Annotated in this window: 12 protein-coding genes; 8 read left to right on the top strand and 4 right to left on the bottom strand. The window is 57.6% G+C overall.

The window, feature by feature from the left end; translation table 11 throughout:
- Positions 1 to 7: 7 nt before the first annotated feature.
- A complete protein-coding gene (gene tsaD, locus FD02_RS09590; protein ID WP_056951988.1) occupies positions 8 to 1,030 on the top strand; it encodes a tRNA (adenosine(37)-N6)-threonylcarbamoyltransferase complex transferase subunit TsaD in 1,023 nt (340 codons plus the stop codon).
- 94 nt (positions 1,031 to 1,124) lie between these two features.
- Positions 1,125 to 1,463, top strand: a complete 339-nt coding sequence (locus FD02_RS09585; protein WP_054721517.1) for a DUF1648 domain-containing protein — start codon at positions 1,125 to 1,127, stop codon at positions 1,461 to 1,463.
- A 55-nt stretch (positions 1,464 to 1,518) separates the two neighbouring features.
- Here FD02_RS09585 and FD02_RS09580 read toward each other — a convergent pair whose 3' ends face one another.
- Both FD02_RS09580 and FD02_RS09575 read right to left on the bottom strand, forming a co-directional pair.
- Complete coding sequence (locus FD02_RS09580; protein ID WP_056951986.1) at positions 1,519 to 2,664, bottom strand: MFS transporter; 1,146 nt, start codon at positions 2,662 to 2,664, stop codon at positions 1,519 to 1,521.
- A 9-nt stretch (positions 2,665 to 2,673) separates the two neighbouring features.
- Complete coding sequence (locus FD02_RS09575) at positions 2,674 to 4,590, bottom strand: ABC-F family ATP-binding cassette domain-containing protein (RefSeq protein WP_056951984.1); 1,917 nt, start codon at positions 4,588 to 4,590, stop codon at positions 2,674 to 2,676.
- A gap of 173 nt (positions 4,591 to 4,763) precedes the next feature.
- Here FD02_RS09575 and FD02_RS09570 point away from each other — a divergent pair, with 173 nt between their 5' ends.
- The 4 genes from FD02_RS09570 to FD02_RS09555 all read left to right on the top strand — a co-directional run bounded on the left by FD02_RS09570 (position 4,764) and on the right by FD02_RS09555 (position 7,824).
- Entirely contained in the window at positions 4,764 to 5,426 is a 663-nt protein-coding gene (locus tag FD02_RS09570; RefSeq protein WP_056951981.1) for a redox-sensing transcriptional repressor Rex, read from the top strand.
- A 106-nt stretch (positions 5,427 to 5,532) separates the two neighbouring features.
- Entirely contained in the window at positions 5,533 to 5,895 is a 363-nt protein-coding gene (locus FD02_RS09565) for a GntR family transcriptional regulator (RefSeq protein WP_054721519.1), read from the top strand.
- Position 5,896: 1 nt separating this feature from the next.
- Entirely contained in the window at positions 5,897 to 6,778 is an 882-nt protein-coding gene (locus FD02_RS09560) for an ATP-binding cassette domain-containing protein (RefSeq protein WP_056951979.1), read from the top strand.
- Positions 6,775 to 7,824 carry a hypothetical protein gene (locus FD02_RS09555; protein WP_056951977.1) on the top strand — a complete coding sequence of 350 codons (1,050 nt, stop codon included), beginning with the start codon at positions 6,775 to 6,777 and terminating at the stop codon, positions 7,822 to 7,824. Before FD02_RS09560 ends, FD02_RS09555 begins: the two co-directional genes overlap by 4 nt.
- 48 nt (positions 7,825 to 7,872) lie before the next feature.
- Here the strand turns inward: FD02_RS09555 and FD02_RS09550 are convergent, their stop codons facing one another.
- Positions 7,873 to 8,931 (bottom strand): LCP family glycopolymer transferase, encoded by a 1,059-nt coding sequence (locus FD02_RS09550; RefSeq protein ID WP_056951975.1) that lies wholly within the window; start codon positions 8,929 to 8,931, stop codon positions 7,873 to 7,875.
- Positions 8,932 to 8,941: 10 nt separating this feature from the next.
- On the bottom strand, positions 8,942 to 9,577 hold the full coding sequence (locus FD02_RS09545) for a CPBP family intramembrane glutamic endopeptidase (RefSeq protein ID WP_056951973.1): 636 nt from the start codon (positions 9,575 to 9,577) through the stop codon (positions 8,942 to 8,944).
- Between the two features lie 157 nt (positions 9,578 to 9,734).
- On the opposite strand from FD02_RS09545, the gene groES reads away from it, so the two are divergent.
- Positions 9,735 to 10,019 (top strand): co-chaperone GroES, encoded by a 285-nt coding sequence (groES, locus tag FD02_RS09540; RefSeq protein ID WP_054721528.1) that lies wholly within the window; start codon positions 9,735 to 9,737, stop codon positions 10,017 to 10,019.
- A 36-nt stretch (positions 10,020 to 10,055) separates the two neighbouring features.
- Positions 10,056 to 11,690 (top strand): chaperonin GroEL, encoded by a 1,635-nt coding sequence (gene groL / locus FD02_RS09535; RefSeq protein ID WP_054721531.1) that lies wholly within the window; start codon positions 10,056 to 10,058, stop codon positions 11,688 to 11,690.
- Positions 11,691 to 11,709 lie beyond the last annotated feature (19 nt).

The following is an 11,709-nucleotide window of genomic DNA, read 5'->3' as shown; positions in this document are numbered from 1 at the left end:
ACGAACGATGAGTCAACGGGAATTGATCTTGGCGTTTGAAAGTAGTTGCGATGAAACCAGCGTGGCCGTGGTGCAAGACGGCACGCAGATTCTGAGCAATATCATCGCCACGCAGATTCATAGTCACCAACGTTTTGGCGGCGTCGTGCCTGAAGTTGCCAGTCGCCACCACGTCGAGCAAATTACCGAGTGTACCGATTTGGCGCTGCAGGAAGCCGGGGTGACCTACGCCGACCTCACTGCCGTGGCCGTCACCTATGGCCCGGGACTGGTGGGCTCGTTGTTAATCGGCGTCACCGCGGCGAAGACTTTGGCCTTTGCGCATGGTCTGCCCTTGATTCCGGTGAACCACATGGCCGGCCACATTTATGCCGCGCGCTTCGTGGCGCCGCTGACTTATCCGTTGCTGGCGCTGGTGGTGTCAGGCGGCCACACCGAGCTCGTGGTGATGCGCGCGGCTGGTGAATATGAAATCATTGGCGATACGCGCGACGATGCGGCCGGTGAGGCGTATGACAAAATCGGCCGGGTGCTCGGCGTGCCTTATCCGGCGGGGAAAACCGTCGATGAAATGGCCCATGCTGGCCATGACACGTTTGATTTTCCGCGGGCCATGCATGACTCCGACGACCTCGACTTCAGCTTTAGCGGCTTGAAGTCGGCGTTTATCAACACGGTACACCATGCGGATCAAATCGGCGAGACGTTGGATCGCAATGATTTGGCCGCAAGTTTTCAAGCCGCCGTGATCGACCAGCTGGTGGGCAAAACGCTGATTGCCTTGCGCCAGCATCCCGTGGCTCAGCTCGTGTTAGCCGGCGGGGTAGCCGCTAACCGGGGCTTAAAGGCGGCGCTTGAAGCCGCTTTGGCTCGTGAGTTTCCGGAGACGACGTTGCTGGTGCCACCGGTGCGCCTGACCGGCGACAACGCCGCGATGATTGGTGCCGCTGCACACATCGAATTGGCCCACCAGCATTTTGCCGACGCGACGTTAAACGCCGTGCCGGGATTGAATTTTCAACATGCCTAACCAACAGCCGGCTGACCCGTCTCGTGCAGTCGGCTGTTGACTGGTCAGCGCGCGTGGTCAGGTGTATATTTCGGGCAGAAAAGAGGCCTGGGGGATGAAGCGTTTTCGGCTTTATAACTACGGCGCCGTCGTCGTATCCGTTGTGGTGACCGCGGTGCTCATGGCTGTGGCGCCGGCTCATGTGGTCATGCACTTCAACGGTGCAGGGGCCGCCGATAGCTGGAGCGGCCGGGCGGGGTTGTTACTGGAGCCGGTGTTGCTCTTGGTGATCGCGCTGATTTGCGACCGCGTCGCGTTGCTGCGTCGCCGCCGAGTTGGACTGGAAAGTATGCCGACGGTCACGTTTGGCGAGTGGCGGCTGGTCAGTTTTATCGGCATTGTGCTCGTCGTCTTTGTGCTGTTGCAGTGTTATCAAGTCGGGTTATTGCGCTGACAGTCTTAGATGGCGCTAAAAACCCCGCAGCCTGAAGTCAGGTTGCGGGGTTTTACTAGTGCTGCTGAAGTTGGTGCGTTTGCCAGGCGAGCGCGCCGGCCATCACCACTGTCAGCACCAACAGGTAAACGGGGTAGAGGCCGAGGCTCGTCCTGCCGGCCAACCAGCCAAAGATTGGCGGGGCGAAGGTGGAGCCGACATACGCCGATGCCATTTCAATGCCGATGACGGCTTGCGAGTTGGCGGCACCGAAGTCGGTTGGCACCTGATGAATAATCGTGGGATAAATCGGGGCACAGCCGACGCCAATCAGGAGCAACGCCATCATTGCCACGTGGCTTGGCAACGGGAACAGCAACAAGGCCCCACCCGTGGCGAGCACGCCAATGCCACTCCAAATCAACGCTCGGTCGCCGATGTGGTCGGCGACGACGCCGGCGATGAAGCGGCCGACGGTGATGCCGATGTAAAACAGCGCGGCGGCCCTGGCGGCGGTGGCGAGGTGAACGCCACGGCTAGCCACCAGATAAGAGGCGGCCCAAATGCCGGCCGTGCCTTCAATCGCGCAATAAGCCAGAAAGGCAATCAAGGCCTGAGGCAATCCGGGCAATCCGCGGAGTTGGCCGCTGGCACTAGTTGGTGCAGTCGCAGTGTGGCGTTCATGCCACAGCGGCAGGCTGGCAAACAAGGCGATGGTCAACAGCGCTTGAACGATGCCGATGGCCAGATAGCCGCTGCGCCAGCCGAGGTGATGGGTCAGTGCAAACCCCATCACGTTTGGACTGATCGCGGCGCCCAGTCCCCAGCACATGTGAAGCCAGTTGAGCTGGCGCGTGGAATAGTGCAAGGCGACGTAATTGTTCAACGCGGCGTCCACGGCGCCGGCACCGAGACCATAAGGCACCGCGATTACACACAGCCAGATAAAGCTTGGCGCCAGTGCGAACCCAAACAGCCCCAACGCGGTGGTCATGACCGACACGGCGGTGACCCGGCCGGTGCCGAAGCGCCGGTTCAATCGATTGGACAACAAGCTCGAGATAATCGTATTGGCCGAGATGATCATGGTAATCAGCCCCGCGTAGCTCACGGGCACTCCGAGTTGTGCATGCATCGCCGGCCAACCCGCGCCGATGAGCGAATCGGGGAGCCCGAGGCTAATGTAGGCCAGGTAAATAATCGCCAGTAATAGTGAAAACATTCTCTGCTCCTAGGATTCCAGTTCTTCTAACGCTTCTGCCGCTTGTTCCCACGCGGTTTCTGCCTCATTGGTGGCGGCAGTGATGGCGTCGAGCTTGGCTTGTAGTTCCTGCATTTTGACGTAATCAGTTAACGCTGCCGGGGCGGCCATGTCGGTTTGCACGGCGGCGGCTGCTTCTTCCAGCCGCGTCAGCTCGGCTTCCCACTTGGCGACTTCACGTTCAAGTTTGCGGTGGTTGCGCTGTGCTTCTTTGGATTGACTGTACGCCGTGGCGGCCACCGCGGGAGCCGCTTCTGCAGCTGGGGCATCTGCCGCGGCTTCTGCGGTGGTTTCGGCGAGCTTTTCTTGATAGTAGTCCCAGTCGCCGAGGTAGGTGGTGCTCCCAGTTGGGGCTAACGCGACAATGCTCGTGGCGAGGCTATTGATGAAGTAACGGTCATGCGAAACGAACAAGACGGTGCCGGAAAAATCGGCGAGGGCTTCTTCCAAGACCTCCTTGGAATTAATGTCCAAGTGGTTGGTCGGCTCGTCCAGCACGAGAAAGTTGTCGTGCATCAGCGATAGCTTCGTTAGCTCCAGCCGCGCTTTTTGGCCGCCGGACAAATCGGCGACGGTTTTGGTGATGTCTTCGGCGTCGAATAAGAACGCGGCCAAGGCGGCGCGGACGTCTTTTTCCAGCATGGTCGGATGCTCGTCCCAAATCTCGGCGAGGACGGTTTTGTTCCAGTGTAGTTGGTGTTGATCCTGGTCGTAGTAGCCGGTGGTGACGCCGGTGCCAAAGCGGGCTGAGCCTTTGAGGAAGGGAATTTGGCCGAGGATGCTTTTGAGCAACGTGGACTTGCCGACGCCGTTGGGGCCGATGATGGCGATGCGGTCGCCTTTGTTCACCGCAAAATCGATTGGGCCGGCCATGGGCTTGGCAGCTTCATACCCCACCGTCGCGCCGCGGACCTGAAGCACCTCGTTGCCACTTGTGGTGGCCGGCGTGAACTGGAAGTGGACCGTCTTCTCGCGGCCGGCGGGGCGGGCTAGGCGGGGCATCTTCTCGAGTTGTTTGCGCCGAGCTTGGGCCTGCTTAGTGGTGCTGGCGCGGACGATATTTTTGTCGATGAAATCTTGTAGCTTGGCGATTTCTTCCTGCTGTTTTTCGTAGGCTTTCCACTCCAGCGCCAGGTTTTCGGCCTTTTGCTTTTTGTAGCCGGTGTAGTTGGTGGTGTAGTGGACGGCTTGGGTCGGGCCGAGTTCGTAGACTTCGGTGACGACGTGGTCGAGGAAGTACTGGTCGTGGCTGACGGTGAGAATGGCGCCGGGGTAGCCACGCAAATAACCTTCCAACCAGGTCAAGGTGTCGATATCGAGGTGGTTGGTCGGCTCGTCGAGGATAATCAGGTCGTGGCGCTCCAGCAGCAGCTTGGCCAGCGCCAGGCGTGAGCGCTCGCCGCCACTTAATGTGTGAATGGGTTTATCATAAGTGGTGTCGTCAAAATGGAACCCGTGTAAGACGCCGCGAATCTCGGCGCGGTAGCCGTAGCCGTTTTGCTCGGTGAAGTCGTGTTGCACCTGGTCGTATTGGGCCAGCACGGCGGCGCTGGCGTCATGGGTGAGCTGTTTTTCCAGGTCATGCATGCGCGTTTCTAGCGCCATCACCGGGGCAAACACGGTCAACATTTCGTTGAACACGGTATTGTCGCCGGTGAGGCCAGAGTCCTGGGCCAGATAGCCCAGCGACAGGTTCTTGCTGGTGGTGACGTGGCCGGCGTCGGGGGGATTGATCCCGGCGAGAATTTCCAGCAGCGTCGTTTTGCCGATGCCGTTGGGCCCGACGAGGCCGACGCGGGCGCCGGTTTGCACGGCGAGGTTAATGCCCGTGAACAGGTCGAGGCCATTGAAGCTGCGGGCGACGCCTTGGGCTTGGAGGATGATCATGCGAAGGCTTCCTTCCTAATAGAGTCACTAAGTCTAAATATAGCATATTCCCGCCGGCGGCTTGTGAAAAAATCCGAACAAGCTCCGGCCAATTGCTTGCGTTCACCCCCTGAACCAGTTATTATCAACATAGTATGACTTAAAATCTTGCAAGAATGCTTAGGAGGCACATTATGGCGGAAACAATGATCCCAAAGGCAACGGCTAAACGACTCCCGTTGTACTACCGCTACCTGACGTTTCTCGCCAATGCCGGCACGACGAAGGTGAGCTCCACCGAGTTGGCCGAGGCGGTAAAGGTAGATTCGGCGACAATTCGGCGCGATTTTTCCTATTTCGGTGCGTTGGGGAAGCGCGGCTATGGCTATGACGTCATGGATCTCATCAAGTTTTTCAAGAAGATCCTGAATCAAGACAAGCTCACCAGCGTTGGCTTGGTCGGCGTCGGCAACCTGGGGCACGCCTTGTTGAACTACAACTTTCGGCAGACGAATAATATTCGCATCAGTGCCGGCTTCGATGTGAATCCCGAGATCGCCAACACCATTCAATCCGGCGTGCCGATTTACCCGATGGCCGACATGGTCACCCAGCTGCGCGAGCAACAAATCGAGATTGTGATTCTCACCGTGCCCACCGATGCGGCGCAGGCGATTACCAACGACTTGGTGAAGGCTGGCATCAAGGGCATCATGAACTTCACACCACTGCGCATTTCCGTGCCCAGTTATGTGCGCGTCCAAAATGTCGATTTGGCCACCGAGTTACAGACCTTGATTTACTTCCTCCAGCATTATGGCCCGACATTAAACGATGCCGAGCTCGGCGATAACTAGACGACAGAACCACCCGAATACTTCCGGGTGGTTTTTTTGTGCCTGCGCTTGTGCTTTGAAGTGTACTGTGTATAATAGTACACGTAATACAAAAAGGAGGCTGCCGATGGATGATCAACGGTTCGGCCAGTACGCTTATTACGAGCGGCTGGTTTTGCAAATCAAGCAACAAGTCGTGCAAGGAATCCTACAACCCGGTGACAAGCTCCCCTCGGTGCGGGACATGGCCAAGCAGGTGCAACTGAATCCCAACACCGTGGCTAAGGCCTATAAGCAACTGGAACTCGATGGCACGGTGCAGGTGCAACCGGGTAAGGGTTCGTTCATCGCGGCGCACACGATGCCGGCAGCGGCCCAGGTGGCCGAGCTGCACCAGCGGTTTTCGGCGGTGGTGTTAGCGGCCAAGGCGGCGGGGGTCACCACCGCCACCTTGTGTGAATGGGCCAAAGAACACGACCAGGAGGGGTAGCATGCAATTAACGGTCAATCAACTCAGTAAAACCATCGCGGGCGCCTCGGTGCTGCGCAATGTGAACTTCACCTGGCAGCCAGGTGAAATCGTCGGCTTAGTTGGGCGCAACGGCGCGGGGAAAACCAGCCTGATGCGCACCATGATGAATCAGTATCTGCCAGACGCCGGCAGCGTGGCGATCGATGGCATGATGTTTGCCGAGCAACCTGCCGCGCGGCAACAACTCATCTATATCGATCCGGCCAATCTCTTTTTCAAGCGCTATTCGCTGCGGCACATCGCCGACTTTTACGCCATTGGCTATCCAGGCTTTGACCGCGCACGGTATGAAGCCCTGCTGGTCGATAATGACTTGGCGCCGACGCAACAATTTCGCGCCTTGTCCAAGGGCTATCAAGCCGTTGTGGTGCTGGCGCTGACGCTGGCATCGAATGCACCGTTCATGATGCTCGATGAACCCTTCGACGGTTTGGACCTATTCGTTCGAGAAACCATCGTTAAGCTGGTGATTGCCGAAATCGCCGGCGGTCAGCGCGGGTTCCTGATTGCGTCGCATAATCTAAACGAACTTGACGGCTTGGCCGATCGTATCTTGTTCCTGAAGAATGCGACCATCGACCAGACGATTACCTTGGAAGATTACCGCGAGCACGCCGTGAAGCTGCAGCTGGTATTTCCTGGGAAATCGCTGCCGCCAATCGTGCACGAAGCCGGTCAGGTTATAACGATTTCCGGGCGAGTGGCGACGGTGGTCTTTCCGGATTACACGCCGGCGGTGCAAGGTGCCATTGAGGCGGCCAACCCCGTGTTAAACGAGGCCTTACCGTTGACGCTGACGGATCTGTTTCGCCATGAATTTGCTAAGGAGGATGGCCAATGAAACAAGCAAGTGCATTAATTTGGGCGCGGCATAAGCCGCTCGTATGGCTGGTCATCGGGCTGGCGGCCATCTTCCTGATCATTGGCGTCAAGTCGAATTACGACAATTACCAGTGGGTGGAATCGCATGCGTTGACCGAGCAGTCTTTTGCCAAGCACCATAAGGACTGGGGCTACAAGGCCGACCAATTTGCGAAGTACCGCCACGACACCTACGATATGGTGGTGAAAAACGACGGCGACCATGCGCCAATCGTCGACACCCAAGTCGGTAGCAAGGTGGCCGTCATGGGCATTCTCGTGCTGACGGCACTCGGCCTATTCGTGGCCGGCTGGGACGGCCAAAGTCAATTTGACCGCTTCTTGGCGGGACTTGGTCTGAAGCGGCAAACGGTATTCTGGGCCAAGTTGCGGCTCTACCTGCCACTGGTGGCGGGGGTGACGCTGATCGAAGAAATCGTGCCGTTACTGGCGGCTAAAGTCTACATTCCGGGGCAGTATTATAACTTGTCGCTAGCGGCGGGCAGCTTAACCGTGGCGTATAACCTGGCGCTAGTACTCGGGGGCTTCATGGTAGGGTTCTTTATTGGCACCGTGTTCACCCGACCGGTGGTGATGGGACTCGGTACAGTGGCCTTGATTGTCTTACTGAATAATGCCGTGTTGAATCTGAATATGATGTTGTTTCCGGTGACTAGCGACACGTATTACGGCGGTGGGTTTGACCAGCCGGGCCGCCTGTTTTGGGGCATCCTGGGCTTTGCCATCTTGGTCTTCCTGGTGACGATTCCGTTGACGCGTTGGAGCGTCATGCATGTGTCGTTGGAGCGGACTGGCGAGCAGTTGTTGGTGCCGCAGTTGCGGTGGTTGATTGTCAGCGTGGCGGCCATCGTTTCGGCGCTGGCGCTCATCAACCAGCGTTCCGCAGACAGCTTTAACTTTGGTCTGAGCATTACGGCGGTGGTCATCATCGTGGCTGGTGGCTTGGTCTGGCAGTATTGGCCGCAGCTGCATCGACAGTATCGGCGCTTGCGCCACTTCGCCTAGACGTGAGAACGCCCCCTTTGGCTGATTGCCGAAGGGGGCGTTCTTTGATTATAAGTCGGGATTGAAAATGGTGTAGGTCTGGTCTTGATCGACGTTCCACTGGAAGCTACTGTTGGCGTTATTTTCTCGGACGTTTTGATTGCTGATGGTGGCCGCGGACAACCCGAGTGCTGTGCGTAGCTTCGTCGAGACGCGCTGCAGTTCCTTGGTCGACGGAATCTGGTAGCTCAGCGGGCCCGGGTACACCAGCGCAGCTTGGCCTTGCAGGTGGTCGGACTGAATGTGCTGGGCGGCGCCGCGGTAATGCTGAAAGATGCTCATCATGTCATCAAAACTCAGGTTGGTGGCGATATTTTTGGATACCGTGTTCAGCAGGCTCGAGAAGTTGCTGAGGGAATCCAGCGACACGGCTTTTTTCAAAATGGCCTTGATTACCTGTTGTTGGCGCTGCTGGCGGCCATAGTCGCCTTTAGGGTCTTCGTAGCGCATGCGCGCATAGGCCAGCGCCATGTTGCCGTTGAGGTGCATCCCGCCTTTGGTGAAGTGCTGGCCGCCGGTTTTGCTACTGGTGAAGGAAAATGGTACCTGGACATCGACACCACCGACTGCATCGACGACTTTCTCCAGCGCGCCCATGTTGATGGTGAGGTAGTAGCTAATCGGGACATTGACCAGTTTGGTGACGGTGTTGATCGCCATGGTCGAGCCGCCGATGTTATAGGCGGCGTTGATTTTTTGCATGTTGAAGGATTTGGTGCCAATCATCTGCGCCACGGTATCCCGGGGGATGCTGACCAGCTGCGTTTGCTTCTTGGCGGGGTTGACCACGGCGACAATCATCGTGTCGGAGTTACCCTTGTCGATGCGACCATCGGCGCCGGTGTCGACCCCTAACAGCAACGCGGCAAACGGCCGCTTATTTTTGATGGCCGTGGCCACCTTGCCGCTGCTGTGATAGGTGGATTGAATCGCGTATTTGGCCTGGCTGTAAAGCCGCAAGCCATAAGCGCCGGCGGCAAAAGCCAAGGTGACGACGGCCAAGCCGACGAGTTTCGCGACGATGTGGCGCGGCCGGTTGAGTAAGTGTTGTTCCTGACGAGTGGGCATGGCGGCCTCCTTAATGCGTGAACGCGTAGCCCAAGGTAAGGGCAATCGTGCCGATGTGAGCAATCAGCGGCGCGTTGACGCTGCCGGTGGCGTGATATAAGTAACTGTACACAATGCCGACCAAGGTGGCGGTCAGCCAGTGAGCGGGGTCGGTGGCAAAACCAAACAGCAAGCCGCTGATTACCGCGGCGCCAAAGGTTCCGGTCACGCCGGCGAGATTGCCAAACACCACCCGGCGAAATACGAGCTCCTCAAGCACCGGCAGCGCAACGACCGCCGCCAGCGCATAGGCGGGCGTGGTGGTGATGGCAGCCATTAACGCGGCCAGCGGCTGGCGCGAGGCGGGCTGCAGGAACAACCAACTGCTGAGCTTGGTGCCAATCAGTTCAGCCACTAAGACGATGGCGATGCCGCCGAGGCCCCAGCCGACTTGCACCTGCGCGGGGCTGACGCCAGGCGCTTCCACGGCGGTGGGAATCACCAACTGGCGATTGAAGTGCCAGGCCACCAGTGCCGCCGTGATGGCGAGGATGGTGGCGGCCCACAACCCGGCACTGCCGGGGAAAAAGTGTAGGCACAGGGTGCTGGCCAGAAAGTAGCCGAGATATGTGGCAATTAATTGAATCGCGTGCTGTCGTAGGGACATGATCCGCCTCCTGAGTCGAACTAACAGGTTTAGTATACCAGAATGCACTTTAGGGGGTTGCATTCCGCTGCCGAACTCGTTATAGTATCAATTGTGGTTAGCACTTAACTACCTAGAGTGCTAAAATTCAAAAAATTTGATTTGTGGAGGGATTGACTTGTTAAAACCATTAGGAGATCGCGTGATCGTGTCCGTCGTTGAAGAACAGGAAGAAACGGTTGGCGGCATCGTGTTGGCCAACAACGCGAAGCAAAAGCCCCAAACCGGTAAGATCGTTGCGGTGGGCGCAGGCGCCCGCACCCCAGAAGGCAAGGTCCTGCCGATGAGCGTCAAGGTTGGCGATGTGATCATGTACGACAAGTACGCCGGCTCCGAGGTCAAGTACCAAGGCGAAGATTACCTGGTCCTGCACGAAAAGGACATCATGGCGATTGCGGAATAGTTTTTGACTCAATCATAGATGAGGTGAATGAGAAAAATGGCTAAAGAAATTAAATTTGGTGAAGATGCACGCCGTTCCATGTTAGCTGGTGTCGACAAGCTGGCCAACACCGTGAAGACCACGTTGGGCCCGAAAGGCCGCAACGTCGTTCTCGACAAGAGTTACGGCTCCCCTGAGATTACTAACGATGGTGTGACCATCGCCAAGAGTATCGACTTGGAAGACCACTACGAAAACATGGGGGCCAAGTTGGTGGCTGAAGTGGCCACCAAGACCAACGATATCGCTGGTGACGGCACCACGACCGCGACGGTCTTGGCCCAGTCCATCATCCGCGAAGGCTTGAAGAACGTCACCGCCGGGGCCAACCCAGTCGGCATTCGCCGCGGGATTGAAAAGGCGACCGCCGCTGCCGTTGACGAATTGCACAAGATTTCCCACACGGTTTCCGGCAAGAAGGAAATCGCCCAGGTCGCCAGCGTTTCTTCCGCTGACGAAGAAGTCGGCAATCTGATTGCCGACGCGATGGAAAAGGTTGGCCACGATGGCGTCATTACCATCGAGGAAAGCAAGGGGATCCAAACCGAACTCTCCGTGGTTGAAGGGATGCAGTTTGACCGTGGCTACCTGTCTCAGTACATGGTGACCGATAACGACAAGATGGAAGCCGACCTCGATAATCCATATATCCTGATTACCGATAAGAAGGTTTCCAACATTCAAGACATCCTGCCACTGCTGCAAGAAATCGTGCAACAAGGCAAGGCACTGTTGATTATTGCCGATGACGTCGACGGCGAAGCACTGCCGACCTTGGTTTTGAACAAGATTCGCGGCACGTTCAACGTGGTTGCCGTTAAGGCCCCTGGCTTTGGCGATCGCCGCAAGGCTCAACTGGAAGACATCGCGGCCTTGACTGGCGCGACGGTCATCACTTCGGATCTGGGCCTCGACCTCAAGGACACCAAGCTTGAACAGCTTGGCCAAGCCGGCAAGGTCACGGTCACTAAGGACAACACCACCATCGTTGAAGGCGCCGGCGACAAGGCCGCCATCGACGAGCGCGTGGAAACTATCCGCAAGCAAATCGAAGACACTACCAGCGACTTTGATCGCGAGAAGCTGCAAGAACGCTTGGCCAAGTTGGCCGGCGGCGTTGCGGTCATCAAGGTTGGTGCCGCTACCGAAACTGAATTGAAGGAACGCAAGTATCGCATCGAAGACGCCTTGAACGCGACGCGGGCTGCCGTTGAGGAAGGCTACGTAGCCGGCGGTGGTGTGGCCTTGGTTAATACCATCAAGGCGGTTGCTGCCCTCAAAGAGGAAGGCGACGTCCAAACCGGGGTCAACATCGTGCTGCGCGCCCTTGAAGAACCCGTTCGGCAGATTGCCGAAAATGCCGGGATGGAAGGTTCCGTCATCGTTGAGCACATGAAGGACGAAAAGGTCGGCATCGGCTTCAACGCCGCGACCGGCGAATGGGAAGACATGGCTGCGGCCGGCATCATCGACCCAACCAAGGTGACCCGGTCCGCGCTGCAAAACGCCGCTTCCGTTTCTGCCTTGTTGCTGACGACTGAAGCGGTTGTCGCCGACAAGCCGGATCCAAAGGCTAACGACGCTGCTGCAGCGGCTGGCGCTGGCGCCCCAGGCATGGGCGGCATGATGTAACACTGATGAAGCGGCCTCG

It is taken from the genome of Lacticaseibacillus nasuensis JCM 17158 (assembly GCF_001434705.1).
GTDB lineage: Bacteria > Bacillota > Bacilli > Lactobacillales > Lactobacillaceae > Lacticaseibacillus > Lacticaseibacillus nasuensis.
The sequence above is the reverse complement of the archived record's forward strand: the minus strand, read 5'-3'. Positions and strand labels throughout refer to the sequence as shown.

Bases quoted from the DNA above. Each gene is read 5' to 3' on its own strand.
- FD02_RS09580 (WP_056951986.1), bottom strand. From the start codon at position 2,664: ATGTTTTCACTATTACTGGCGATTATTTACCTGGCCTACATTAGCCTC.
- FD02_RS09545 (WP_056951973.1), bottom strand. From the start codon at position 9,577: ATGTCCCTACGACAGCACGCGATTCAATTAATTGCCACATATCTCGGC.
- groL (WP_054721531.1), top strand. From the start codon at position 10,056: ATGGCTAAAGAAATTAAATTTGGTGAAGATGCACGCCGTTCCATGTTA.
- FD02_RS09570 (WP_056951981.1), top strand. From the start codon at position 4,764: ATGGCGGAAACAATGATCCCAAAGGCAACGGCTAAACGACTCCCGTTG.
- FD02_RS09585 (WP_054721517.1), top strand. From the start codon at position 1,125: ATGAAGCGTTTTCGGCTTTATAACTACGGCGCCGTCGTCGTATCCGTT.
- FD02_RS09550 (WP_056951975.1), bottom strand. From the start codon at position 8,931: ATGCCCACTCGTCAGGAACAACACTTACTCAACCGGCCGCGCCACATC.
- tsaD (WP_056951988.1), top strand. From the start codon at position 8: ATGAGTCAACGGGAATTGATCTTGGCGTTTGAAAGTAGTTGCGATGAA.
- FD02_RS09555 (WP_056951977.1), top strand. From the start codon at position 6,775: ATGAAACAAGCAAGTGCATTAATTTGGGCGCGGCATAAGCCGCTCGTA.
- FD02_RS09575 (WP_056951984.1), bottom strand. From the start codon at position 4,590: ATGATCATCCTCCAAGCCCAAGGCGTCGCCCGCAGCTTCAATGGCCTC.
- FD02_RS09565 (WP_054721519.1), top strand. From the start codon at position 5,533: ATGGATGATCAACGGTTCGGCCAGTACGCTTATTACGAGCGGCTGGTT.
- FD02_RS09560 (WP_056951979.1), top strand. From the start codon at position 5,897: ATGCAATTAACGGTCAATCAACTCAGTAAAACCATCGCGGGCGCCTCG.